The organism is Sinorhizobium mexicanum, from assembly GCF_013488225.1.
Classification (GTDB): domain Bacteria; phylum Pseudomonadota; class Alphaproteobacteria; order Rhizobiales; family Rhizobiaceae; genus Sinorhizobium; species Sinorhizobium mexicanum.
Genome location: NZ_CP041238.1, coordinates 2,729,504 through 2,752,908 on the forward strand (window position 1 = coordinate 2,729,504; position 23,405 = coordinate 2,752,908).

21 protein-coding genes are annotated in these 23,405 nt (G+C 63.3%); 9 read left to right on the forward strand and 12 right to left on the reverse strand.

The genetic code is table 11. The features are described 5' to 3' along the window. Position 1: 1 nt before the first annotated feature. Positions 2 to 475, reverse strand: a complete 474-nt coding sequence (locus FKV68_RS12970; RefSeq protein ID WP_180938226.1) for a nuclear transport factor 2 family protein — start codon at positions 473 to 475, stop codon at positions 2 to 4. Between the two features lie 241 nt (positions 476 to 716). On the opposite strand from FKV68_RS12970, the gene FKV68_RS12975 reads away from it, so the two are divergent. Continuing rightward, positions 717 to 1,730, forward strand: a complete 1,014-nt coding sequence (locus tag FKV68_RS12975) for an Lnb N-terminal periplasmic domain-containing protein (protein ID WP_180938227.1) — start codon at positions 717 to 719, stop codon at positions 1,728 to 1,730. A 38-nt stretch (positions 1,731 to 1,768) separates the two neighbouring features. Here the strand turns inward: FKV68_RS12975 and FKV68_RS12980 are convergent, their stop codons facing one another. Beyond that, on the reverse strand, positions 1,769 to 1,978 hold the full coding sequence (locus FKV68_RS12980; RefSeq protein WP_180938228.1) for a hypothetical protein: 210 nt from the start codon (positions 1,976 to 1,978) through the stop codon (positions 1,769 to 1,771). Between the two features lie 602 nt (positions 1,979 to 2,580). On the opposite strand from FKV68_RS12980, the gene FKV68_RS12985 reads away from it, so the two are divergent. After that, the gene (locus tag FKV68_RS12985; protein WP_180938229.1) at positions 2,581 to 2,958 is read left to right on the forward strand and encodes a low affinity iron permease family protein; all 378 of its coding nucleotides are present in this window, start codon (positions 2,581 to 2,583) and stop codon (positions 2,956 to 2,958) included. Positions 2,959 to 3,254: 296 nt separating this feature from the next. On the opposite strand, the gene FKV68_RS12990 is transcribed toward FKV68_RS12985, so the two are convergent. Together FKV68_RS12990 and FKV68_RS12995 are read right to left on the reverse strand one after the other, a co-directional pair. After that, positions 3,255 to 3,500, reverse strand: coding sequence for a hypothetical protein (locus tag FKV68_RS12990; protein ID WP_180938230.1), 246 nt, complete (start codon positions 3,498 to 3,500; stop codon positions 3,255 to 3,257). Between the two features lie 6 nt (positions 3,501 to 3,506). Next, a complete protein-coding gene (locus FKV68_RS12995; RefSeq protein ID WP_180938231.1) occupies positions 3,507 to 4,298 on the reverse strand; it encodes a DUF899 domain-containing protein in 792 nt (263 codons plus the stop codon). Between the two features lie 115 nt (positions 4,299 to 4,413). Here FKV68_RS12995 and FKV68_RS13000 point away from each other — a divergent pair, with 115 nt between their 5' ends. The 4 genes from FKV68_RS13000 to FKV68_RS13015 all read left to right on the forward strand — a co-directional run bounded on the left by FKV68_RS13000 (position 4,414) and on the right by FKV68_RS13015 (position 8,240). Further along, the gene (locus tag FKV68_RS13000) at positions 4,414 to 5,634 is read left to right on the forward strand and encodes an ATP-binding protein (RefSeq protein ID WP_180938232.1); all 1,221 of its coding nucleotides are present in this window, start codon (positions 4,414 to 4,416) and stop codon (positions 5,632 to 5,634) included. 93 nt (positions 5,635 to 5,727) lie between these two features. Beyond that, entirely contained in the window at positions 5,728 to 6,099 is a 372-nt protein-coding gene (locus FKV68_RS13005) for a nuclear transport factor 2 family protein (protein WP_180938233.1), read from the forward strand. A gap of 101 nt (positions 6,100 to 6,200) precedes the next feature. Then, on the forward strand, positions 6,201 to 6,833 hold the full coding sequence (locus FKV68_RS13010) for a Vgb family protein (RefSeq protein ID WP_180938234.1): 633 nt from the start codon (positions 6,201 to 6,203) through the stop codon (positions 6,831 to 6,833). Between the two features lie 171 nt (positions 6,834 to 7,004). After that, entirely contained in the window at positions 7,005 to 8,240 is a 1,236-nt protein-coding gene (locus FKV68_RS13015; protein WP_180938235.1) for an MFS transporter, read from the forward strand. Positions 8,241 to 8,369: 129 nt separating this feature from the next. Here the strand turns inward: FKV68_RS13015 and FKV68_RS13020 are convergent, their stop codons facing one another. From FKV68_RS13020 to FKV68_RS13040, 5 genes are all read right to left on the reverse strand, one after another. Further along, on the reverse strand, positions 8,370 to 9,311 hold the full coding sequence (locus tag FKV68_RS13020) for an HlyD family secretion protein (RefSeq protein ID WP_180938236.1): 942 nt from the start codon (positions 9,309 to 9,311) through the stop codon (positions 8,370 to 8,372). Then, on the reverse strand, positions 9,308 to 9,553 hold the full coding sequence (locus tag FKV68_RS13025; RefSeq protein ID WP_180938237.1) for a DUF3302 domain-containing protein: 246 nt from the start codon (positions 9,551 to 9,553) through the stop codon (positions 9,308 to 9,310). Before FKV68_RS13025 ends, FKV68_RS13020 begins: the two co-directional genes overlap by 4 nt. A gap of 199 nt (positions 9,554 to 9,752) precedes the next feature. Further along, positions 9,753 to 11,495: a TRAP transporter large permease gene (locus FKV68_RS13030; protein WP_180938238.1), complete on the reverse strand. Its 1,743-nt coding sequence runs from the start codon at positions 11,493 to 11,495 to the stop codon at positions 9,753 to 9,755. After that, positions 11,492 to 12,160, reverse strand: coding sequence for a TRAP transporter small permease subunit (locus FKV68_RS13035; protein ID WP_180938239.1), 669 nt, complete (start codon positions 12,158 to 12,160; stop codon positions 11,492 to 11,494). The genes FKV68_RS13030 and FKV68_RS13035 overlap by 4 nt, the downstream gene beginning before the upstream one ends. A 212-nt stretch (positions 12,161 to 12,372) precedes the next feature. Further along, positions 12,373 to 13,515: a TRAP transporter substrate-binding protein gene (locus FKV68_RS13040; RefSeq protein WP_180938240.1), complete on the reverse strand. Its 1,143-nt coding sequence runs from the start codon at positions 13,513 to 13,515 to the stop codon at positions 12,373 to 12,375. Positions 13,516 to 13,803: 288 nt separating this feature from the next. Between FKV68_RS13040 and FKV68_RS13045 the strand changes: the two genes are divergently transcribed. Continuing rightward, the gene (locus tag FKV68_RS13045; RefSeq protein ID WP_180938241.1) at positions 13,804 to 15,147 is read left to right on the forward strand and encodes a PQQ-dependent sugar dehydrogenase; all 1,344 of its coding nucleotides are present in this window, start codon (positions 13,804 to 13,806) and stop codon (positions 15,145 to 15,147) included. Positions 15,148 to 15,364: 217 nt separating this feature from the next. Beyond that, the gene (locus FKV68_RS13050; protein ID WP_180938242.1) at positions 15,365 to 16,021 is read left to right on the forward strand and encodes a phytochelatin synthase family protein; all 657 of its coding nucleotides are present in this window, start codon (positions 15,365 to 15,367) and stop codon (positions 16,019 to 16,021) included. Positions 16,022 to 16,097: 76 nt separating this feature from the next. On the opposite strand, the gene FKV68_RS13055 is transcribed toward FKV68_RS13050, so the two are convergent. Both FKV68_RS13055 and FKV68_RS13060 read right to left on the reverse strand, forming a co-directional pair. Next, positions 16,098 to 16,826 carry a DUF6065 family protein gene (locus FKV68_RS13055; RefSeq protein ID WP_180938243.1) on the reverse strand — a complete coding sequence of 243 codons (729 nt, stop codon included), beginning with the start codon at positions 16,824 to 16,826 and terminating at the stop codon, positions 16,098 to 16,100. 21 nt (positions 16,827 to 16,847) lie between these two features. After that, on the reverse strand, positions 16,848 to 19,727 hold the full coding sequence (locus FKV68_RS13060) for an autotransporter family protein (RefSeq protein WP_180938244.1): 2,880 nt from the start codon (positions 19,725 to 19,727) through the stop codon (positions 16,848 to 16,850). Positions 19,728 to 20,206: 479 nt separating this feature from the next. Here FKV68_RS13060 and FKV68_RS13065 point away from each other — a divergent pair, with 479 nt between their 5' ends. Continuing rightward, complete coding sequence (locus FKV68_RS13065; protein ID WP_180938245.1) at positions 20,207 to 22,012, forward strand: adenylate/guanylate cyclase domain-containing protein; 1,806 nt, start codon at positions 20,207 to 20,209, stop codon at positions 22,010 to 22,012. Positions 22,013 to 22,176: 164 nt separating this feature from the next. Here FKV68_RS13065 and ftsZ read toward each other — a convergent pair whose 3' ends face one another. Then, on the reverse strand, positions 22,177 to 23,220 hold the full coding sequence (ftsZ, locus tag FKV68_RS13070; RefSeq protein WP_180938246.1) for a cell division protein FtsZ: 1,044 nt from the start codon (positions 23,218 to 23,220) through the stop codon (positions 22,177 to 22,179). Between the last annotated feature and the right edge of the window lie 185 nt (positions 23,221 to 23,405).

A 23,405-nucleotide genomic window follows, 5' to 3' on the forward strand; every position in this document is an offset into this window, starting at 1 on the left:
GTTACAATCCGAGTTTCGAAAGGCCGGGATGATCCGCCGGCCGCGGTCCGGACCTGTCCCAGAAGAACTTCCGGTCCGCTTCCTTGATCGGCATGTCGTTGATCGAGGCGTGGCGCGTGTGCATCAGGCCGTTTTCATCGAACTCCCAGTTCTCGTTGCCATAAGCACGATACCAGTTGCCGGAGTCATCGTGATACTCATAGGCGAAGCGCACCGCGATCCTGTTGCCGTCATGCGCCCAGAGCTCCTTGATCAGGCGATATTCGAGCTCCTTATTCCACTTGCGCGTCAGGAAAGCGACAATCGCCTCACGGCCCTCCACGAATTCAGCGCGGTTGCGCCAATGGCTGTCGACGGTGTAGGCGCGCGACACCCTTTCCGGATCGCGGCTGTTCCATCCGTCTTCGGCAGCGCGGATCTTTTGAACGGCCGTCTCGCGCGTGAAGGGCGGCAGCGGCGGACGTTGTTCGGACATCTTCATCTCCTTCGTCAGCCAGTGTACTGATCGGTAAACTATGTTCCAATCGGTACAACAAAGACGGAGGCACGTCAATGCCGACGTTTCGAGCACCGCCAATTTGCCGTGCGAATCTGAAAAACACGCGCAAAACGCGCCGCCGTCGCGTGATGCCGCCACGGCCCGGTTTTACTGAACCATGGGTTCTGGTAAATGTGTCGCACAATCGCCGGTGGAGGGCGACTCAGGAGGAACTTGATTGCGTCTCGCAGCGCGAATACTCGTCGCCGTCTCTCTCGCCTTTGTCATCGCCCTCGTTACCGTCTGGGCGGCGCTAGCCCTTTGGTACCGCCTTCCCTTTCCGGAGCTGGCGAAGGCCGTGACGAGCGGCGCTTTTATCCTGCTCGGCCTTGTGGCGATCGTCGCGCTATTCACCCGCTGGCGTTACCGCGCCGGCGCCGTCTTTCTCGTCGCGCTTGGCGTCATGCTCGCCTGGTGGAGCACGATCAGGCCGCCGAAGGACGCCGACTGGGCGCCGGACGTCGCGCGCCAGGTGACGGGCACGCTGAACGGCAATCTGCTGACGCTCACGAATGTCCGCGACTTCGAGTGGCGCAGCAACAGCGACTTCACCGAACGCTGGACGACCCGCACCTACGATCTCGACAAGCTGCGGTCGCTCGACCTCTTCATGTCCTACTGGGCCGGCCCGGAAATGGCCCATGTCATCATGAGCTTCGGCTTCGAGGGCGGCGACCAGCTCGCCTGGTCGATCGAGGTGAAGCGGCGCATCGGCGGCCAGTTCTCGCCCGTTGCCGATCTTTTCAAGAGCAATCCGCTGGTGATCGTCGCGGCCGACGAGCGCGACGTTGTGCGCGTGCGGTCGAACGTTCGCGGAGAAGACGTCCAGATCTATCGCCTCAGGGCCCCGCCGGAGGCCGCCAAGACACTGCTGCTCGAATATGTCCGGGACGCCAACGCGCTCGCCACGACGCCGGAGTTCTACAACTCGATTACCACCAACTGCACGACGACCATCGTCAAGATGATGCGCGCCGTCGGCGACGTCGTCCCCGGTGACTGGCGGCTGATCGTCAACGGCTATCTTCCCGACTATGCCTATGACCGTGGCGCGGTGGACACGAGCATGCCGCTCACCGAACTCCGCTCGCTCGCTCACATCAAGGACCGAGCGCAGGCGGCGGGTCTGTCGCCGGACTTTTCCGGGCTCATCCGCGTCGGCGTGCCCTCCCCGCCGCAGCGCCCGAGGTGACGGCTGTTCGGCACGGTCGGCGACCTTTAAGAGCGCCCTCACGCCTTCCAGGCGGCCTCGCTCTTCTGTTTGTAGTGGGTGAAGGCCTTTACAAGCCCTCCGAGGACCTCGGCCGAGGTCTCGAACATCGCCTTGAATTGCGGGTCGTCGACCTTGTCGATGTCCTCACGCAGGTGGACGATGAGGGCGTTCAGCTCGCCCTTCATCTTCTGCGTATGATGCGTCGCATTTGCATCGGTGTGAGCCATCTCTGCTCTCCCTTCGAAATCGGTTGGACCACGGCACCGCGCACCCGCTCGGACGCCGAAAAGCCCGCCGATAACAAATTGAATTTACGCACGATTCCGTCCCGTTTCCATTCAGGTCAGGAAGCCATGCCACAGGCTGAACGTTTCGGATTTCGCTTGGTTCCGGGAGCGGTCGTCGTCGCACGGAAGACAATCGTGTTTCGTTACAGATCGCCCCTAAAAGTTACTGGACCGGAGCCTGGGATTTGGCAAATATGAGCGCGCAAATCCGTGAGAATTCTTTTCAAAGAATTCATTTCAGTAGCCATTTAGATCAGAGCTCGCTGGTATCAGTCGGGCTCTGATTGTGAGTGCGAACTCGCAGGAATGGCGGCGGTTCCCGAGGGGGGGTATAAACGGATTGGCCCCGAAGTTTTCGTCGGGCGGGCACGGCGTTTCTGGCAATAGATGAGCGCCAGTAGATTGGCAGGCATTTCGTCGCAGACTACCAACAGAGCCCGTTCCTACAGGACGGGCTCTGTTTTTGCGTTTCGAGGCACGGCGCGATGCCAGGAACCAAAGATCGGGCGAAGCGTTCGGGGACTTCGGAAGGAGAGCATCCGATGGAACCGATTTTCACTCGTTTTGCGAACAAGATGTCAGATCTCGCCGGGCGGCCGGCAACATTCGCCATCGCATTCCTGTCGATCGTCATTTGGGGCCTATGCGGGCCGGTATTCGATTTCTCGCAAAACTGGCAACTCGCAGTAAATACCACGACAACGATCACGACATTCCTGATGGTTTTCATTCTGCAGAACTCGCAAAACCGCGATGGCCAGGCACTTCAGGCCAAACTCGACGAGTTGATCCGCACCAGCAGTGCCGAAAATCGCTTCATGGGCATCGAGGAACTCGACGGCAAGGAACTGAGGAAGGCTCGCGACGACATAAACGGCAAGGCTCAAGCGCAGGAGCACTCCACTGGAAGCGCCGAGTGAATCATGCCCGCGGCTGTCTCCACAGTTCGGGAGCTCGAAATGCGCATCAGGGGAACGCCTGCGTCACAACCTCAACGACAACGCCCGCCTGTTGTCTGTCACGTCGATGGCCCTTCGACCGCTACAGCGCGCGCGTCCAAACGGACGCGCTAAGGTCGCTGTAGCGCTTTGAAGTGCTGCATGATTTTATCCTTAAATCGATTCCGATTTAAGGAATCATGCAGTAGGCCGGTGCCCGCGACCGCGATCCGCTCATCAACGCCGTTGAGAGGGTCGCGCCGGATTGCGAGCATCGGTCAAGGCCGGCGGACGCCGCGTCGGCTGCTCGTGACAAGCCTTAGCCATGGCGCCGTATGGAAGACGCTCATGAGCAGGTACATCAGGGCCATTCCGTCCAGGGGCAAACCGCCCGGCGTGGAGGAGCAGACCATGTCGGCGCCACCCGTTGCAGCCGTCAGCAGTGCCATGACCACGAAAGTGGGGGCAGCGGCAAGGCACAGCCAGTCGGCTGCGCCTTTCGAGTTCTCGGGATGGCGCAACATCGGGTGTCAGCCCCGGCCATAGGCGTCGCGATGGCGCCACCAGATACCGTTCTCGTTTCGCCCCAGAGGCGCCCGGTCGAGCCACTGGTACACGCCCCACAGCCCGTCCAGTCCGCGCGCATAGCTGGAATAGCTGTGATAGACGACGCCGTCGTCGAGCACGAAGGCGCTGACGCCGGGCCTGTCGCGCGTGTAGGTGGGAACATCGGTTCCTGTCATGGCGGCGATTTGTGCGACCGGGCCCTCGTTGCCGCGCCACTCCTGAACGGTCTTTCCGGCAAGCGGCTCCGGCGCCGGCGGCTCGCGGCGGAAGTTGTATTCTATCGTCCCCTTGCGCTGCTCTTCCTCGGTGAACCAGACGCAGAAGTCACGGTTGAAATCGCCATCGTTCGAGGAGGCCCAGGGAAAGGTCCAGTCCATCCGCTGCTTGAACGCCTGCAGTTTTGCAAGCGGCGCGCGCGAGACCGCCGAGAACGCGACATCGTGGTTTTCGAGATGGACGACGATCCCGTTGAACCCGTCCGCGATCGATGAGCAGGACGGGCACCCGGCCGTGTAGTCGGGGCCGAACATGAAGTGGTAGACGAGGAGCTGCGAGCGCCCTTTGAAGAGGTCTTTGAGCGAGACGTTTCCGTCCTCGGTGTCGAACCGGTAATCCTTGTCGATCCGCACCCAGGGCAGCGCCTGGCGCCGCAGCGCCAGCTCGTCGCTGCGCCGCGTCAGCTCCTTCTCCTCCTGGAGCAGGTCGACCCGCGCTGCCAGCCACTCGTCACGGGTTCCGGTTGCATGTGCCGTCATCACTCTTCTCCTTTGGCCAGTTGTCGTCGTACCTTCCCGGCGCGACGTGTTGCTTCGTGAGTGAGGTTAGGAGCGGATTTCGAATGGTGAGAGTGACAAGTGTGACGGGATTCCGATGGACTCGCTGATCACCGCCGCGGCACGCGCGCTTGCGACGGGCGATCCGCTTGGCGCCTTGAAGCGGGTTGCGCTGCGCGATGACCCGCCCGCGCTCGCGCTCCGGGGCATCGCCATGGCGCAGCTCGGCGATCTCGTCCGGGCAAAGGCGCTGCTGAAGAGCGCCGCGCGCGCCTTCGGGCGGAGGGAAGCCGTGGCGCGCGCCCGTTGCGTCGTCGCCGAAGCCGAGATCGCCCTCGTCTCGCGCGATCTCACCTGGCCCGCAAAGGCGCTCGACGCCGCGCGCGCAACGCTCGAAGAGCACGGCGACCGGGTGAATGCCGCGCATGCACTGAACGTCGAGGTCCGGCGCCTGCTGCTGATCGGCCGCCTCGACGAGGCCGAGCGCATGCTGGCCGGGTTCGATCCCTCCCCGCTTCCGCCAGGCTTGCGGGCCGCCCATGAACTCGCAGTTGCGGGCATCGCCGCCCGGCGCCTGCAGACGCATGCCGCGCACGCCGCGCTGACGCGGGCCGCCGAGGCCGCGCGCCAAGCGGATATCCCAGCGTTGACAGCGGAGGTCGAAAGCGCATCGCTGGTGCTGAAGACACCGGCGGCGCGCCTGATTGCGCGGGGCGAGGAACGGCCCCTCCTGCTCGAGGAGGTCGAGGCCCTGCTTTCGTCCGGGGCGCTTGTCATCGACGCCTGCCGCAACGTCGTCAGGGACGAGAGGCTGGCGGTCTCGCTCGCGACGCGCCCGATCCTGTTCGCGCTGGCGCGTGCGCTCGCCGAAGCCTGGCCGGGAGACGTGACGAGGAGCACGCTGCTTTCCCGCGCCTTCCGCGCCAAACACGCCGACGAATCCCATCGCGCGCGGCTCCGGGTGGAAATCGGCCGGCTTCGCGCGGAGCTTCGGGCGCTCGCAGACATAAGCGCGACCGACCGAGGCTTTAGGTTGGCACCGCGCCATGCGCGCGAGGTCATCGTGCTGGCGCCGCCCGTCGAAGAGCGGCACGCGGCGGTGCTCGCCTTCCTCGCCGACGGCGAGTCCTGGTCAAGCTCGGCACTGGCGATCGCGCTCGACGCGAGCCCCCGCACCGTGCAGCGCGCGCTCGAGCAGCTTGCGGCGGATGGCAAGGTGCAGGCTTTCGGCCGCGGCCCGGCGCGCCGCTGGATGACCCCGCCGCTCACCGGTTTCCCGACAATCTTGTTACTCCCCGGCCCGTTGCCCAGCGACTAGTGTGAGGCGACCTCATCAGCCAAGGACGGATTGATGCATGCCGACTAAAGACAGATACTTCTATGCAGGCTTCTGACTGGATGGAGAAGCGCGATGGACATTCGATCGACACTGACGGAGCTGTGCGGAGCCTTCAATGCCCATGATCTCGATCGCATCATGACGTTCTTTTCCGACGATTGCGTGCTGGAGATGCCGAGAGGAAGCAAGCCCTGGGGCTCGCGGTTCGAGGGCAAACGGAACGTACGTGAAGCGTTGGCAACACGCTTTGAAGGCCTGCCTGATGTCCACTACGGCAACGACGAACATTTTGTAGATGAGGCCGCTGGTACCGGCATCTCGAAATGGACCCTCACGGGCACGACGCGCGAGGGGAACAGACTAGAGGTCCGGGGTTGTGACTTCTACACGTTTCGCAACGGGAAGGTGATCCGCAAGGACTCCTATTGGAAAATCGTCGAGTAAACCGGCGATGCTGGCCGATCGGATCGATCGGCGCACCGCAAGCCAAATGCTGCAGAGGGCTTTGTACCGCGCTGCAGGAGATCATGCATCAGGAGGAAAGCATGAAACGATCCGCCGCCGAAATCCTTCGTGAATACGGCCCCTTCCCCGAAGCAGACAACGTGCATGGTGTCACCTTCGACGGCAGTCACCTCTGGTTCGCCTCGGGCGACCGGTTGAACGCCGTCGATCCGGCGAGCGGGGAACTCACACGCTCGATCGATGTCGCCGCCCACGCGGGAACGGCCTTCGACGGCCGGCACCTGTTCCAGATCGCCGAGGACCGTATCCAGAAAATCGATCCGAAGACCGGCCGCGTGCTCGCGACAATCCCGGCGCCGGGCGGCGGCGGTGACTCGGGGCTCGCCTGGGCCGAAGGCACGCTCTGGGTGGGCCAGCACCGGGGCCGCAGGATCCACCAGATCGATCCCGAGACCGGCAAAATCCTCCGCACCATCGAATCCAACCGGGTCGTTACGGGCGTCACCTGGATCGACGGCGAACTCTGGCACGGCACCTGGGAAGGCGACGAGAGCGATGTCAGGCATATCGATCCCGAAACGGGCACGGTCCTGGAGCGCCTCGACATGCCGCCTGGCGTGGGCGTGTCCGGGCTCGAATCCGACGGCGGCGACCGCTTCTTCTGCGGTGGTGGGCACGCCGGCAAGATCAGAGCCATCCGGAGGCCGAGGTAGGATTGGGCGATCCGCCGCCGAACCCGCGCCGGACGTAATGAGCGGCGGCAGGTCGCGCCACGTCAGCGGCAGATTTTTTGAGGCATGTCGATTTTCAAGCAACTCGTTCGTCTTTGAGAAGCGCCGCTCATCTGAGGCCCGGCGTCGCCAATTTTTCCACGAGGTCTTTCCATGTCGAAAGCACAGATTCAGACGCAAAGTTCATATCGCTGGGTGATTGTCGCCGCCGGTGGCCTGTTGGGCTGCATCGCCATCGGCGCCATGTTTTCGCTGCCGGTTTTTCTCCGGCCCATTTCCCAGGAGACCGGGTGGTCCGTTACCGGTGTCTCCAGTGCCATGACCATCGGCTTTATCGCGATGGCGCTGGCAAGCATGATCTGGGGTACCCTGTCGGACCGCTGGGGGCCTCGCGTGGTCGTTTCGATTGGCTCGGCTATCCTGGCGGGAGCGCTGGCTCTCGCGAGCCAGGCGACCTCGCTCATCGAGTTTCAGCTCGTCTTCGGGCTGGCTGTCGGTGGCGCCACCGCCGCAATCTTTGCTCCGATGATGGCCTGCGTGACCGGCTGGTTCGACACGCAGCGCAGCCTTGCCGTGTCTCTCGTGTCAGCCGGCATGGGCATGGCGCCCATGACCATGTCTCCCTTCGCGGCCTGGCTCGTGACCATCTATGATTGGAGAACGTCGCTGCTGATCATCGCCGCCCTTGCCGGGGCCGTGATGATCCCGGTCGCGCTGCTCGTACGCCGCCCGCCCGCGCTCGAGGGCCAAAATGCCGTCGCCGCTTCGGATGGAGAACAGCTCGACATGTCCGTGGGGCAAGCGATGCGATCGCCCCAGTTCATCATCCTGTTTCTGACGAACTTCTTCTGTTGCGCCACCCACTCGGGCCCGATCTTCCACACGGTGAGCTACGCGATCAGCTGCGGCATCCCGATGATTGCGGCGGTTTCGATCTACAGTGTGGAAGGGCTTGCCGGCATGGGCGGTCGCGTGGCGTTCGGTCTTTTCGGGGATAGGTTCGGCGCCAAGCGCGTCCTCGTCTCTGGGCTGCTGTTGCAGGCGTTCGGCGCACTGGCCTACTTTTTCGTCCGCGATCTCGGCGCGTTTTATGCGGTGGCGGCGGTGTTCGGCTTCATCTACGCCGGCATCATGCCGCTCTATGCCGTTATCGCCCGCGAGAATTTTCCCCTGCGCATGATGGGCACCGTCATCGGCGGAACGGCGATGGCCGGCAGCCTGGGCATGGCAACCGGTCCCCTGGCCGGAGGCCTGATCTACGACACCTTCGCGAGCTACGGTTGGCTCTATATCGGCGCCTGGGGCATCGGGATCGGCGCCTTCCTGATCGCCCTCACCTTCCGGCCCTTTCCCAAGGCCACAGCCGAGCCCGCCCCATTGCCCGCGTAAGGGAAGACGAATGCGGTCGGCCGCGACAGGCGTGTCGCGGCCGCTTCGCAGCGCCTCACTCGGCGCGCGCCTGCCGGTTGGTGTGCAGCATTTCGGTGGGACCAGCGTCTGCCGCAACGTGCAGTAGCGTCAGAACGGGTTGATATAGTTCGTGATCGCGATCTGCCGGAGCAGCACGCGGCGGATCACATGCGCGGGCTTGACCCGGTCGGTGAAGATCGCCGCGTCGCCGGTGGCGCCAGCCGGCAGGCGGTTGGCGAAATCCTGATCGTCCAGCCGGACCCGGACGACGAAGGGCACGCTCTTGATCGCCGTCGGCGCAACCGCCGCTCCTGATACTTGCGTCTGCCCGCTGGCAACGGCCTGCAGGACGCTTTCGACCTTGCCGGTATAAACCTCGCCCGGCGCGAATTTGAACGTCGCCTCGACCCATTGCCCGGGTGCGATATAGCGCGCGTCGATCTGCGGGATCTCGACGCCAATGATCGTCTCGGACGTGTCGATGAACGCCATCACCGGCGATAGCGGCAGGTTGGAAACACGCGCGCCTTTCCGGAGCGCCAGATTGGTCACGTAGCCGTCGGCCGGCGCCCGGACGGTCGTCTTGTCGAGATCCCATCGGGCATTGGTGATCTGCGCCTTGAGATTGTCGACCTCGGCCTGCCGCTGCTGGACGTCGAAGGCCGGGCCGGCGCCGGTCGTCTCAAGTTGCGTCGTCTGCGCCAGCCGCAGTTCCTGGAACTTGAGCTCCGCCTGGAGCGCCTCGACCTTCGACTGGTAGGGCACCGGATCGATGCGGAAGAGCACGTCGCCGGCCTTGAGTTGGGCGTTCGCCGCCACTGGCACGTCGACCACCTCACCCGCGACGTTCGGCACGATGCCGATCGAATTGCGCACGACCAGCGCCAAGCCTTGCGGCGCGCCCCAGTTCATCGGGATGAACAGGCCGACCAGCAGCAGGAGCAGCACCAGGATCGGCGAGATCTTCCAGAACAGGTTGAATGGGATGATCCCGAACTTCACCAGGCAGAACAGGAGGAGGAGATAGACATTGAGGAGGACGACGATCATGGCTGCCGCTCCCTTGCAGCCGATGCCGGAACGTCGACATAGGCCCATATCAGCACAAGCGGCCAGAAGACGAAGCCGAAGAACAGCGTCACCCAGCCGCCGACTGTCACCGCCTCCGCCCAGGGATGGTTGCGCCGCTTCGCGATCATGCCCGGCAGCATGGCGAGGAAGACGATCACGAAGACCGTGCTCAGTACGAGCACGATCAGCACGATCCAGGCAAAGATGTCGATCATGCTCACGGCCGGCCTCCTTCCTTTCTCGGCGAAGGATACGAAGTCCGGGGCCGATGGATGAAGTACGTTACTGTTACATTCGGCCGAAAGCCCGCCCTACAGCGCCGCGCGTCCGATCGGACGCGCAAAGGGCGCTTTAGCACCTTGAATTGCTGCACGTTTCCATCCCTGAACCGGCCAGAATTTGAGGGAAACATGCAGTGGCTCAGCCGTAGAGATATTCCGGCAGCCAGAGCGTCATGCCGGGCCAGAGATACATGATGATCATGCAGAGGATGACGATCAGCATGTAAGGCATCATGCCGGCGAAGATCTGGTTCAAGGTGACGTGCGGCGGTGACACGCCCTTCAGGTAGTAGGCCGACATCGCCACCGGCGGCGACAGGAAGGCCGCCTGGAGGTTGACGAAGACGAGCACGCCCCAGAGCACCGGGTCGATGTCGAAGTGCCTCAGCATCGGTAGGAAGATCGGCACGAAGATGATGATGATCTCCGTCCATTCGAGCGGCCAGCCGAGGATGAAGATGATCGCCTGCGACAGGATCATGAACTGAATTGGCGTGAGATCGAGCGCGAGCACCCATTGCTCGATCAACGCCTGCCCGCCGAGGATGGCGAAGACGGCGGAAAAGAGCGCCGAACCGACGAAGAGCCAGCACACCATCGCCGTGGTCTTCGCGGTCAGGAACACCGCCTCCTTGGTGCGCTTCCAGTCGAGCGTGCGCGCCTGGAAGGCGAGCAGGAAGGCGCCGGCGGCGCCGACCGCCGCGGACTCGGTCGCGGTGGTGATGCCGAACAGGATGACGGCGAGCACGACGACGGTGAGGATGCCGAGCGGCATGACGGAGGAGACGAGCAGCTTCATCACCTGAAGCCGCTCGGCGCTCATGTTGCGATAGTAGCGGATGAGGACCAGGGCGGCGATTGCGGCGGCGATGGCGAAGGACACATAGAAGGCGGTGCTCGGCCCGTTGACGACCGCCGGCCCGTTGTCGACGGCAGGTGCCCCGAGTTGTTCCAGCCCCTCCGGCGCTTCCGTTTCGGCGGCGGCCTGCGGATGGATGACGGCATACCACCACACGAGCGCGAATGTGAGTACGGTCAGCGCGAAGGGCACGAGTGCCGCGGCGAAATTCTTGAGGAGCCGCCAATAGGTTAGCCGCCCCTCGCCCGTCTCCAGCGCCAGCGCCTTCGCCGGCGAGACCAGCGCACGGAAAAGCCCGGCCAGCATGTTGGGCGAATAGGCTGCCTGCAGCTTGCCCATCCAGGCGGCGACCGGAACCCGTGTCTGCTCCTCGGGCAAAGCCGGCGCGATCTTCGGATTGATCGCCGCCCAGCCGAGAATATAGGCGAGATAGAGGAACGACAGGAAGAAGCCCGGCAGCATCGTTGCCGCATAAAGCTTGACCACGGATTGCCCCGCGACCGCGGCGTAGACGATGATCATTACCGAGGGCGGGATCAGGATGCCGAGCGTGCCGCCCGCGGTGATCACGCCCGAGGCGAGCTTGACGTCGTAGCCGGCGCGCAGCATCGGGCTCATGGCGATCACGCCCATCAGCACAACCACGGCGCCGACAAGGCCGCTGGCGATGCCCCAGAAGGTGCAGACGATCAGCGTCGCGACCGCGAGCGACGCCGGCACCCGCCGAAACGAGAGCTGGATGCTGTAGAACATCTTGTCGACGAGCGCCCCGCGCTCCATCACATAGCCCATCAGCACGAAAAGCGGGATCGAGATCAGCACGTCGTTGGTCATCGCGCCATAGGTGCGCTGGACCATCAGGTCGAAGACGCGGTTGTCGATCCAGTGTTCGGCCGGATTGTAGAAGGCGTAGAAGCCGAAGAGCATGCCGAGCCCCATCAGCGTGAAGGCGGTCGGAAAGCCCATGACGATGACCACGACGATGAGCGTCAGCATCGTCAGTCCGAGAAACTGATCGCTCACGGTTCGACCTCCCCGCCCAATCCCCGTTGCCGGGCCGCCTTATCGATGTTCTGCGCCCGTTCGATCGCCGCATCGCGGGCTTCCGCGTCGACGTATTCGCTCCCGGCGAGCTGCTGGGCGACCACGTCGATCTCCTCCACGTCGCGCAGCCGCTCAGGCCACTCCCCGGTCCTGAGGCACAGGACGCAGCGAACGATCTCGGCAAGCCCCTGCAGCATCACCAGCGCACCCGCGATCGGAATGACCGTCTTGAAATAGTAGATCGGCGGGCCTTCCGCCGTCACGGTCGAATGCTCGCCGATCCGCCAGGACAGCGCCGCATAGTCGTAGCCGGCATAGATCAGGGCCGCGACGCCGGGCAGGAAGAACAGAATGTAGAGCAAAAGGTCGAGCGCCGCCTGCGTCCGGGGCCTCAGCGAACTGTAGAGAAAATCGCCGCGGACATGGGCGTTCTGCGCCAGCGCATAGGCGCCGGCAAGCATGAACAGCGTGCCGTAGAACATGTTGCTGGCGTCGAAGATCCATGCCGTCGGCATGTTGAGGATGTAGCGCTTGACGACCTCGACGCAGACAAGCGTCATCAGGCCGATGATCAGCCAGGCGGAAGCCTTGCCGATCCATACGCTGATCGCATCGACCCTCAGGAGAAAATACTGAACGTTCACCCCGCGCCTCCCACCGGCGGCGGCAGACGCAGCCGGGGCCGCATCACCGCTCTACTTTTTGCAATCGGTGACGTTTGCGGCCCTGGGCCGGCGGCCCAGGGCCTTCTCGAAGCGGGATGAGGAAAAGTGTATTTTCCGCCCGCATCCCGCTCTAACTGTTTAGAATCGATCACGTTTATGATTTTAGGTCGATCCACCTAAATCATCGTGATCTAGAGCTCCTTGGCCACGCCCTCCTGGCCGAAATAGTGGTCGAACGCCAGCCGCCGGCCAACGACGGTATCCTGTTCCCATCGCGTCGCCCGCTCGGCGAAAGCGATCTGGGATTGCAGGATCTCCTTGAACAGCGGGTTTTCCCCGGCCTTCTTCTTCACGACCTCGTCATAGACTTCCAGTTGCTTCTTGAGGATCGCATCCGGTGTCTTGTAGAACTTGACCTGGTCCGTCGTCTGCATCGCCACATAGTCTTGCGAATAGCGGTCGATCGCCTTCCAGGCCATGTCCTGCGACGCCGCCTCGACCGCATTGGTGATGATCGCCTTCATCTGGTCGGGCAGTCCCTCGTATTTCGGCTTGTTGAACAGGATCTCGAACTGCTCGGCATTCTGGTGGTAGCTCTGCAGCATGCAGATCTTCGAGACGTCGGGGAACCCGAGCACCCTGTCGGAGGACGCATTGTTGAACTCCGCGGCATCCAGCAGGCCACGGTCGAGCGCCGCGACGATCTCGCCGCCCGGCAGGGCGTTGACTGCCGCGCCGAGGCCGGTGAATACGTCGATCGAGATGCCGACGGTGCGGAACTTCAGGCCCTGCAGGTCCTCGGCCTTCGCCACCGGCTTCTTGAACCAGCCGAGCGGCTGCGTCGGCATTGGCCCATACGGGAACGACACGACATTGGCGCCGATCGAATCATAGAGCTTTGCCAGCAGTTCCTTGCCGCCGCCGTATTTGTGCCAGGCGAGCAGCATATTTGCGTCCATGGCAAATCCCGGGCCGGAGCCCCAGAGTGCCAGCGCCGTCTGCTTACCGTAGTGATAGACAAGCACGCCGTGGCCCCCGTCGAGCGTCCCTTCCGAAACGGCGTCGAGCAGGCCGAAGGCCGGCACGACGGCTCCCGCCGGCAGCACCTCGATCTTGAGGTCGCCACCGGTCATGTCGTTGACCTTCTTGGCGAAATCGAGTGCGAATTCGTGAAAGATGTCCTTCGAAGGCCAGGTGCTTTGCCAGCGCATGTTCACCGGCCCCTGTGCCTTGACGACGCTCGGTGCAGCGATCATCGCCGCCCCGGCCATTGCTGCGCCGCTCAGGAATTTGCGACGCGACGTCCTCCCCCCAACCTGGGTTCTACGCTTCATCTTTACCTCCCGAAAACATAGGCTTCTTTCGCCTAGCGCATCGGCCCGAAAATCGGAATCGATTTTCGGAAAGCACGATGCGTAGATTCAAAGACTTGCAGCGTCCTTTGTGCGTCCTGAAGGACGCACGGCGCTGTAAGCATTACAGAATACTCCTCCATGACGCCCCAAGCAAAGATTGCAGGGAACGATGGTTGCGCACCCGTGTTAGGAGCGCATGATAAATAATCTGGAGCGGATCGAAGTGTTGTGTAGGGGCGCGAGGAATTTCCGCTCGAAGGACGCAAGATGAAAACCGGTTCGCCTGGAATTGTCGCTATCGTTACTATCACTCTTACCGGAGCGCTCGCTGCCGGTTGCGCCGGCGTTTCGGCACAAGGACGTGCGGAGCAAAACGGCATCTATGGCCCCGATCCGAAGCTGCCGGCGCCCAGCCGCACGCTGGTCCCGACCGTCAACATCGCCGAAGCCAAGGGCTGGCCAAATGGCGCCAAGCCGAGGGCGGCAAGCGGATTGGCGGTGAAGGCCTTCGCAAGCGGCCTCGATCATCCCCGCTGGCTGCACGTGCTGCCGAACGGCGACGTGCTGGTCGCCGAAAGCAATGCTCCCGCCAAACACGATGAATATTTCAGCCTCAAGAAGGTCTTCACGGACCAGGCCCAGAAGCGCGCCGGTGCCGCTACCGAGAGCGCCAACCGCATCACACTCTTGCGAGACACCAACGGCGATGGTGTCGCCGACAGGCGCAGTACATTCATCGAAGGCCTGAACTCGCCCTTCGGCATGACCCTGTCGAAAGGCAAACTCTACGTCGCCAACACCGACGCCCTCGTCGCCTTCCCCTATTCCGATGGCCAGGCCCAGGTGAAAGCCGCGCCCGAAAAGATCGTCGATCTGCCCGCGGGGAACCTCAATCATCACTGGACCAAGGATGTCATTGCCAGCCGCGATGGCCGTAAGCTCTATGCCACCGTCGGATCGAACAGCAATGTCGGAGAGAACGGCATCGCGGCGGAGCAGAACCGCGCTGCCGTTCTGGAGGTCGATCTCGCGAGCCGCCGCACGCGCGTGTTTGCCTCGGGCCTCCGGAACCCAAACGGGCTTTCTTGGAATCCGGACGACGGCAGGCTCTGGGTTGCCGTCAACGAGCGAGACGAACTCGGCGACGACCTTGTGCCGGATTACATGACCTCCGTGCGTGCCGGCGGCTTCTACGGCTGGCCCTACAGCTATTTCGGCCAGAACGTCGACGAGCGCGTCAAGCCGCCGCGGCCGGACCTCGTCGACAAGGCGATCAAGCCGGACTATGCGCTCGGCGCCCACACAGCCTCGCTGGGGCTGACCTTCGCCAACGGCGCGCGGCTCGGGCCGGGTTACGGCAACGGCGCCTTCGTCGGTCAGCACGGCTCGTGGAACCGCAGCGTGCGCAGCGGCTACAAGGTGATCTTCGTGCCTTTCCGGAACGGCAAGCCCGCCGGCCCGCCGAAGGACGTGCTGACTGGCTTCATCGACAGGGACGACAAGGCCCTGGGACGCCCCGTCGGCGTGGCGATCGACAAGAAAGGCGCCCTGCTGGTCGCCGACGACGTCGGCAACACGATCTGGCGCGTAGCACCGGCAAGCAGGCGTTAGGCGCAAGACGCCGAACCCGAATATCTCACCGGCGGGTAGCAGGCGCGCCCTCTGCGATTGATCTCTCGCCCTGCGGCATGATTCCCTAAATCGGAATCGATTTAAGGACAAAATCATGCAGCGCTTCAAAGCGCTATAGCGACCTTTGCGCGTCCGACTGGACGCGCGGCGCTGTAGTGGCGCATTGTTCCTTATCTGCACGGTTGAGGTTCACGCCATGAAGCGCGGCCTGGTTTTCGCCATAGCGGCTTGCGTCGGCCTGCTTTGCGGTTTTGCTTATTTTGCCCTCGGCTCGTCCGGCGTCTCGCCCGAAGCGATCCAGGCCGCAGTCATTCGCACGCCGGAATTGGTCGATCGCGCCTGGCAGCTTCCCGTGGCGGCCACCTTCGGGAAAGATGTGACCTGGCAATCGAACGGCTCGCGCTGCGGCCCATCCAGCATCGCCAACACGTTCCGCTCCATCGGTGAAGAGGAGACGACCGAAGCCGCTGTCCTGGAAGGCACGGGCAAATGCTGGACCGGTTTCTGCATCATGGGGCTTACGCTCGATGAAGTTGCCGACGTTGCGCGAACGAAGACCGGACGGCAGGTCTCGGTTTTGCGGGATCTGACGGCGGAGGAGTTCCACCAGCACATGAAGCACGCCAACGATCCCAACCGCCGCTACATCGTCAACTTCAGCCGCGAAAAGATCTTCGGCGCCGGTGTCGGTCACCACTCCCCGATCGGAGGATACCTGGAGGCGGAAGACATGGTCTTCGTCCTCGACGTAAACGAAAACTACAAGCCCTGGCTGATCAAACGCGAGCGGCTGTTCTCGGCGATGGATACCGTCGATGGCGACAAGAAGCGTGGGCTGCTGCTGATCGAATAAGGTCCGACCTCGCGACTCCGGCGCCGTCGTCGCGGTCCGCGCGCCACTAACAATGTCCACGCATGTGAGGATAAGGTTATTTGAAGGGTCGCAACCGCAGTCGGCTTCTATGGTCGCCGGGTCCGCTCTCTCCTGAAGGAAGCTCGCCGCGAAAGTAGGATTTTTGCCATCGCGCCTGGGCAGCGGAGGACTCCGGATTGGCAAGATCCCGGTTGAAGTTGTACCGGCTCTCCGACCAGAGCCGGTACTCGCGCTCGATCTCCGGAGCCTCGGCAAGCGGGCGAAGGGTGGGCGTGACGGTTTCGAGCGCACCGCGTTTCACAGGAAAAATATGGCAGAACGGCTCGTCCGCCGCGAAATGCACCCGGTGCGCCGGGCGGGTAAAGATCCAGTTCATTGTGAAGGTGTACGGCGACCAATCGGCCTCCACGATGCCGGTCAACGGTGCTATTCCGTCCTTCGGGTTGTTGATCGGCCCGGTGACGTAGAGATCGAAGCCGGGCTCGGTCTTGAATATGCACGGCACGTGAAATGTCAGCACGCCCTCGCCGAAATGACTGACGGCAAGTGGCGGCTTGTCCGACCGCGTCTTGATGCGAACCGCATCCAGTGCGTAGCGCCCGTCCCAGATCGCGGAGAAGGCCGTGCTGCAGAGTATTTCCCAACCGTGTGTATTGGCGATGTTGAGCGGCAGGCATCGATAAGCGAAGCGTTGGTTCGTTCGGTCCATCCATCGGCGCTCGAGCGGCGCCGGACGGATGCGGACCTCGTGGCCCTCAAGCACGTAAGCTGTGAGTTCTTTCATTCTTCACCTTGCCGCGGGGCCTCACCAATTCACCCTCAGCCCGATCTTACCGTCGAAACCACGATTGTCGCGGTCAAAGGTCGTTTCATAGTTGACGTTGCCGTAGAGTGTGGTGCTTGCCGTCAGTTGCACGCTCGCTCCGATGCCGAACTCGATCCAGTTCTCGTCGAGTTTCGCCGAAAATGGCACGAATCCATTGGCGGAGGATACTTCCGTCGTCGTCTCCCCCAGAAACTCGCGCCAGAGATTGATCCTTCCCCAGGCTGTCACGAGCCTTGGTTCACCGCCGGCGCTGCTTTCGCTCTCGTCGACAGCCCAGGTCCGCGCCAATCGGGCGCCGATCCGTCCCGTCAGGGACTCATAGTCGCCGAGACGGATCTCCGCCGCCCCATCATTGAAGTCGTCGAAATCGATCGTCTGGTAAATGAGCTGCGCCTGCGGCTCCAACTGCCAGCCGTCTCCGAAATAGAACGGGTAGCCACCCTCCAGAGAGGCTGCAAAGCCGAAGCCCGAAATATCCTGCTCGGACTGGAAAACCGAGTTCGGCAAGCGCGTCAGCGTCACGCGCTTCGAATGCGTGGTCACGTCGTACCAGGTTCCCTGCACGACGCCGTCGATGTACCACTCCCGCTCGCCTCCGAAACGCGTCCAGTACCCCCCTAACGTATAGGCGTCGAAGCGATCGGTACCCGCGTCGATCTCGCGTTGAAGCAGGTTGTGGGTCACGTCGAGTTCGGCATGCCCAAAGGCAACATAGAGGCCGGCGTGATCGCGCACGCCGTTTTCCTGTTCCCGGCGATAGACATCCATCCCGGCCTGAAGCGCGGTGAAATCGTAGTCGAAGGCGGGCGAGCCCTGATAGATGCCGTGCGCGTCGCCGTCGCGCTCGCCGTGATGGCCGATCAAACGGCTCCAGACACCGTCGAACGTGCCCTCCCCGGGAACGCCGCCCAGCTGTTCTTCCTCGCCCACACGCTCATGCAGCGTGCCGATGAGGTTTCTACCGTAAATCGCCGCCATCGGAGCAAGGGCCGCATAAAGCGAAACTTCCTGTCGATAGTTCGGTGCTGGCCCCGGCGATGGACCGGGAGGCGGCCCCGGCGGTGGGCCAGGCGGCGGCCCCGGCGGTGGGCCAGGCGGCGGCCCCGGTGGAGGTCCCGGCGGCGGCCCCGGCGGTGGTCCGGGAGGCGGTCCCGGCGGCGGCCCCGGTGGCGGCCCCGGCGGTGGTCCGGGTGGCGGTCCGGGCGGCGGTCCGGGAGGCGGACCTGGTGGCGGCCCCGGCGGTGGCCCGGGCGGTGGTCCGGGAGGCGGCCCCGGCGGCGGTCCGGGAGGCGGCGACGGAACCAACTCGCTCCTCAGATACCAGTTCTCTTCTGTGCCGGCTGTCACGCCACCGCGGAAAAGCAAATATTCATAAGGTCCGGCGACCACCGGTCCGGCGAGCGAGAAGGCTCCCACGGCCGTAGCGCCCCCATTGATGGTATCGACGACGAGGATGCCATCGCCGACAGTCGCATCTCCGAGGCCGGTCGTATTGATGATGAAGATGCCGGTGGTACCGGAAGCCGTTCCCCCATCGATGATCAGCCTGTCCGACGGCGAACCGTCGGATCCGAGAAACGTATTGAAACCAAGCAGGCCATCAAAGCCCTCATAGTCGCCCACGATGGTCAGCCGGTCGTCGTCGTGGATCGGCCCGTTGGTCAGATCGATCGTTCCGGCGTTGTCGACGGTTACGTCCAGGCCGGCGGTAAAGGCCTCGATCGCGTGAACTCCGTTGCCTGCAAACAGCACGCTCGTACCGTCGATCGAGAGCTGACCCGTGCCGGTGCCGCTATCACCCAGGATCAAGGCATCGGAAGCCTCGGAGAACGTCAGCTCGGAATTGCTGGTGAGGTCTATCGTCTCCCAGTTGACGTAGCGGCCAACCTCGTCGCCGACCGTGCCCTCCCACAACAGCTGGTCGGCAGCGCCCAGCCCGCCGTCGACAAGCAAGCCGGGCTTCAGGTTTGCGCTCGTCAAATTGCGAAATATTGCCTGGTCGGTTCCGTCGTTGCCGTTGATCCCACCGACGAACCCGGCATTCCATTCGATGAGGTCGTTGCTTTCGTTGCCGCTGACAGCGCCGGTCGCCGTAACGCCTGCAATCGTGATGTGGTCGTTGCCAAGATTGCCCGACACGGTGCCGGTGACGACGCCACCCAAAAGGTCGATCGTGTCGTCGTCTGTTGGCCCGGCGCCAGGAATAAGCTCCGTGCCCTCACCGCTTATCGAGCCGGACACCGTGCCGCCGGTCATGGTGATCACGTCCGCACCGCGGCTGCCCGACACGTTGCCATTGATGGTCACCGCATCGCCGATATTTACGACATCATCGCCTCTTTCGCCCGCGACCGCATCACCCGTGGACAGGGGGGCGTTGATAATGCCGATATTCAGGTTGAAGGTGTCGACGTGGTTGGGCTCCGAGGCGCGACCGTCCGAGCTGGACTGGCCACCGTAGAGGGTTCCATTGATCGTGGCGCCGTTCAGATTGAACGTATCGGCTCCCGCACCGCCCGAGATCGAGCCGCTCGCGGTCCCGCTGTTCAGGTGGATCGTATCGGCGCCGTTCAGCAACGACGACGGGGGAATATAAACCGGGTCCGGCTGATCCGTGCAGGTAATCGTGTCCGCTTGCTGTGTCGGAAGCGGGTCGCAGGCTGCCAACGCGCGGCTACCGAATGGCAGGGAGAACGCGGTAAGTGTGATGAGCGATGTGCTGGCGAGCAGCCACGCCTTGCCGCTCCGTCTTGCTGCCAAGCCGCGATGACGCGCCCGTGGTAGTGGCACATGAAACGGATTGTCGCCGGCAGGAGAAACGCCACTAATGACGGCAAGGTGCAAGGCAGCATCGTTCATCCGCGCAGTCGCCTCCCCCGTTAGCCAGGCGTGGCCAACAAGCCCCGCCGCGCGCGATCATCATGTATCGCCGGTCTTTCAGAAGGTCCCCGTCCGCCGCCTTCGACAACTCCTCGTGTGTGTCTCTGAGCCGTCGTCAGCTTCGGATTGCATTGCGGGCACTCTAAATGGTTGAGTGACTTTTCGCAATGCGGTAGTAATTTCTTTTTCAATCGTTTCGTATTTGCGTCCAACTTCGCGATGTCATCGGTGCAAGTTTTCGAGATCGTGCCAACCGGCACGGCTGTTCGTAAATTCATTTGGCGCCACCTTGATGGACTCGCGCCTTCGCGGTTGGTAGTCTGCGCAGGCGGGATGGGGAATACCGCCACGCGGGGTTTCCGCTATCCCGCACTTCACTTCCAAAAGCCGGTCACGCCGATGATTTGGATTGGCTCGATCCAAAGCCGTTGTGTTCTAGAGTCATGGGAAACTGACGCATGAAGCGGCGGCTGGCAGCAATCCTGGACGCGGACTTTTCCGGCTATAGCCGGATGATGCGGCATGACGAAGCCGGCACGTTCGCGGCGCTGAAGGCCCATCAGACGGAAGTCATTCTTCCCGCCATTGCCGGACACGGCGGACGGGTTGTCAAGCACATCGGCGATGGTCTGCTCGCCGAGTTTTCGAGCGTCGTCGAGGCCGTCACTTCGGCGGTCGAGATCCAGCAGGCAATGCTCCGGCGCAATGAAACCGTGAACCCAGATCGGCACATGCACCTGCGCATCGGCATTCATCTTGGCGACGTCATCATCGACGATGACGGCATCCACGGCGACGGCGTCATCGTCGCCGCGCGGCTTCAGGAAATCGCCCCACCGGGCGGCATCTGCCTGTCGCAACAGGTCCACGACCATATCGGCGCAAAGCTCGATATTCCCATGACCGATCTCGGCCGCTGCCCGCTCGCCGACATCCGCCACCCCGTACGCGCCTGGCGCTGGACGCCGGACGAAGCGTCCGGGAGCCCGGCGGCGGCTCGAGCCGACAGAGGGCCGCGGTCCGACCGCCCGCCCTCCGCCCGCAGCCTACCCGACCGCAAGCGACCGTCGATCGCCGTGCTGCCCTTCATCAACCTGTCGAGCGTCGACGAGCAGGAGCATTTTGCCGACGGCTTCACCGAGGAGCTCATCCACACGCTCGCGCGCTGCCGCTGGCTGCAGGTCGTCGCCCGCAACTCCTCCTTCGCCTACAAGGGCAAGCCGGTGGACGTCCGGAAGGCGGCCGAAGATCTTGGCGTCAAATACGTGATCGAGGGTAGCGTCCGGCGCTCCGGCGACCGCATCCGCATCACCGCGCAGCTTCTGCGCGCGGAAAGCGCCACGCTTCTATGGGCGGAGCGCTACGACCGGACCCTCGATGACCTCTTCGTGCTGCAGGACGAGATCGCCGGCGAGATCACCGGGACGGTCGAGCCCGAGCTCGGCATCATCGAATTCGCCGCGCTTCGCGGACAGACCGCCGCCGATATGGATGCCTGGGACATCTACCTGAAAGGCCTCTGGCATCTCTACAAGTTCAATCTGGACGACCTCAAGATCGCGAAGGACCTCTTCGAACGCGCAGCCGGCGTCGATCCGACATTCGCGCAGGCCTATGCGCGCCTCGCTTATGTCCACATCCAGCTCGGCTGGTACGGCGCCCTGGACGAGCGGGACGCCAGGATCGCCGATGCCATCCGTCTCGCGGAGCGGGCGATCGCCCTCGACAGCCGGGAGCCCGCCGCCCATCTCGCGCTTGGCCGGGCACTGGCGCTGCGCGGCCAGCCGGAACGCGGCATCACGTATCTGCGCACTGCACTCGAACTCGATGCGAGCTTTGCGCAAGGGCATTTCGCCCTCGGCCAAGCGCTTTGCTACGTCGAGCGCCCCGAGGAGGGCATCGCCGAAATCAACGAGGCGTTCCGGCTGAGCCCGCGCGATCCGCATCTCTGGACGTTTCATAACATGCTTGCGATCGCGCATTACCAGTCGGGCCGGTTCGCTGAGGCCGAAGCGGCCGCCCGCGCGTCGCTCAGGCAGGAAAACACCACCTTCTGGCCGGCGATGGTGCTGACAGCCGTCGTCGGCGCCCAAGGGAACGCCGAGGCGGCACCTGCGGCGGTCTCCGAGCTTCTGAGGTTCCGACCGGGGATGACGCTCGAAAAGGCGCGCTCCGAATTCTATTTCGGCGGTATTCCGGCCATGCCGGAACACTTCATCGACCGCTTTGCCACCGATCTCGAGCGGGCCGGGCTGCCGCAATAAACAGTGCCGGAGAAGCCGCGGCGCGAGAAGACTCGCCTTTTGCCGCTTGCTTCTCCGGCTCCCCCGCCTAAGCAATTCCACGAAAGACGCGTAGCGGTTTTCCGTTCGGAATTGCGGAATTCAAAGCAATTCCAGTGTGCGACGGCCGGAACTGCGTCAAAGAACTATTGCAGCGTGCGCGATGTGATCTGTGCCGGCTGTCCGTTGGCCATCTCCGGCTGGCCCTGAATGTCGCCGGTCGTGCGCGGACTGTCGAGACCCGTTGCCACCACCGAGACGCGGAAGGTGCCGTCGAGCGTGCGGTCGAAGATCGCGCCGACGACGATGTCGGCCTCGTCATAGACCTCCTCGCGGATGCGGGTCGCCGCCTCGTCGACCTCGAACAACGTCATGTCCATGCCGCCCGAGATCGAGACCAGCACGCCCTTGGCACCGCGCATCGAGACCTCGTCGAGCAGCGGGTTGGCGATCGCCGCTTCCGCCGCCATCATCGCCCGGCTCTCGCCGGTCGCCTCGCCCGTTCCCATCATCGCCCGGCCCATGCCCTTCATCACCGTCTTCACATCGGCGAAGTCGAGGTTCATCAAGCCTTCCTTGACGATCAGGTCGGTGATGCAGCTGACCCCCGAATAGAGCACCCGGTCGGCGATCATGAAGGCGTCGGCAAAGGTCGTCTTCGCGTCGGCGATGCGGAAGAGGTTCTGGTTAGGGATGACGATCACCGTGTCGGCGCTCTCGCGCAGCCGCTCGATGCCCATCTCCGCAGTCTGCATGCGCCGCCGGCCCTCGAAACTGAAGGGCTTGGTGACGACGGCCACCGTCAGGATGCCGGCCCGCCGCGCAGCCTCCGCAATCACCGGCGCCGCGCCCGTACCTGTACCGCCGCCCATGCCGGCAGTGACGAAGCACATATGCGTGCCGCCGAGATGATCCATGATCTCGTCGATCGACTCCTGCGCCGCCGCATTGCCGATATCCGGCAGCGAGCCGGCGCCGAGCCCTTCAGTCACGGCTGTGCCGAGCTGGATTCGCCGCTCCGCCTTCGACATCGAAAGCGCCTGCGCGTCGGTATTGGCGGCGATGAAATCGACCCCCTGCAGGTTCTCGGTGATCATGTTGTTGATGGCGTTGCCGCCCCCGCCGCCGATACCGATGACAGTGATTTTCGGACGCATCTCCGTGATGATCGGCTTCTTGTACTCTGTCATGGCTCTTCTCCTTGGGCAGTTCCGTGGGGTCGTCAGAGGCGCTGGTCGGTCCCCGGAAACTGCGACGAAAGCGGTGCGGGCGCGAATCAGTCTCTCATTTTAGGAACTCAAAAAGGCCACGGAGAAGGCAAGAACGGCAAAAACGAGGCAAGTCCACAGTTACGTGCGGCCGGCCTCATATAACG

What these genes read in the sequence shown, in the direction of transcription:
- FKV68_RS12970 (WP_180938226.1), bottom strand. Translation starts at nt 475, where the DNA reads ATGTCCGAACAACGTCCGCCGCTGCCGCCCTTCACGCGCGAGACGGCC.
- FKV68_RS12980 (WP_180938228.1), bottom strand. Translation starts at nt 1,978, where the DNA reads ATGGCTCACACCGATGCAAATGCGACGCATCATACGCAGAAGATGAAG.
- FKV68_RS12985 (WP_180938229.1), top strand. Translation starts at nt 2,581, where the DNA reads ATGGAACCGATTTTCACTCGTTTTGCGAACAAGATGTCAGATCTCGCC.
- FKV68_RS12990 (WP_180938230.1), bottom strand. Translation starts at nt 3,500, where the DNA reads ATGTTGCGCCATCCCGAGAACTCGAAAGGCGCAGCCGACTGGCTGTGC.
- FKV68_RS12995 (WP_180938231.1), bottom strand. Translation starts at nt 4,298, where the DNA reads ATGACGGCACATGCAACCGGAACCCGTGACGAGTGGCTGGCAGCGCGG.
- FKV68_RS13000 (WP_180938232.1), top strand. Translation starts at nt 4,414, where the DNA reads ATGGACTCGCTGATCACCGCCGCGGCACGCGCGCTTGCGACGGGCGAT.
- FKV68_RS13005 (WP_180938233.1), top strand. Translation starts at nt 5,728, where the DNA reads ATGGACATTCGATCGACACTGACGGAGCTGTGCGGAGCCTTCAATGCC.
- FKV68_RS13010 (WP_180938234.1), top strand. Translation starts at nt 6,201, where the DNA reads ATGAAACGATCCGCCGCCGAAATCCTTCGTGAATACGGCCCCTTCCCC.
- FKV68_RS13015 (WP_180938235.1), top strand. Translation starts at nt 7,005, where the DNA reads ATGTCGAAAGCACAGATTCAGACGCAAAGTTCATATCGCTGGGTGATT.
- FKV68_RS13020 (WP_180938236.1), bottom strand. Translation starts at nt 9,311, where the DNA reads ATGATCGTCGTCCTCCTCAATGTCTATCTCCTCCTCCTGTTCTGCCTG.
- FKV68_RS13040 (WP_180938240.1), bottom strand. Translation starts at nt 13,515, where the DNA reads ATGAAGCGTAGAACCCAGGTTGGGGGGAGGACGTCGCGTCGCAAATTC.
- FKV68_RS13045 (WP_180938241.1), top strand. Translation starts at nt 13,804, where the DNA reads ATGAAAACCGGTTCGCCTGGAATTGTCGCTATCGTTACTATCACTCTT.
- FKV68_RS13050 (WP_180938242.1), top strand. Translation starts at nt 15,365, where the DNA reads ATGAAGCGCGGCCTGGTTTTCGCCATAGCGGCTTGCGTCGGCCTGCTT.
- FKV68_RS13055 (WP_180938243.1), bottom strand. Translation starts at nt 16,826, where the DNA reads ATGAAAGAACTCACAGCTTACGTGCTTGAGGGCCACGAGGTCCGCATC.
- FKV68_RS13060 (WP_180938244.1), bottom strand. Translation starts at nt 19,727, where the DNA reads ATGAACGATGCTGCCTTGCACCTTGCCGTCATTAGTGGCGTTTCTCCT.
- FKV68_RS13065 (WP_180938245.1), top strand. Translation starts at nt 20,207, where the DNA reads ATGAAGCGGCGGCTGGCAGCAATCCTGGACGCGGACTTTTCCGGCTAT.
- ftsZ (WP_180938246.1), bottom strand. Translation starts at nt 23,220, where the DNA reads ATGACAGAGTACAAGAAGCCGATCATCACGGAGATGCGTCCGAAAATC.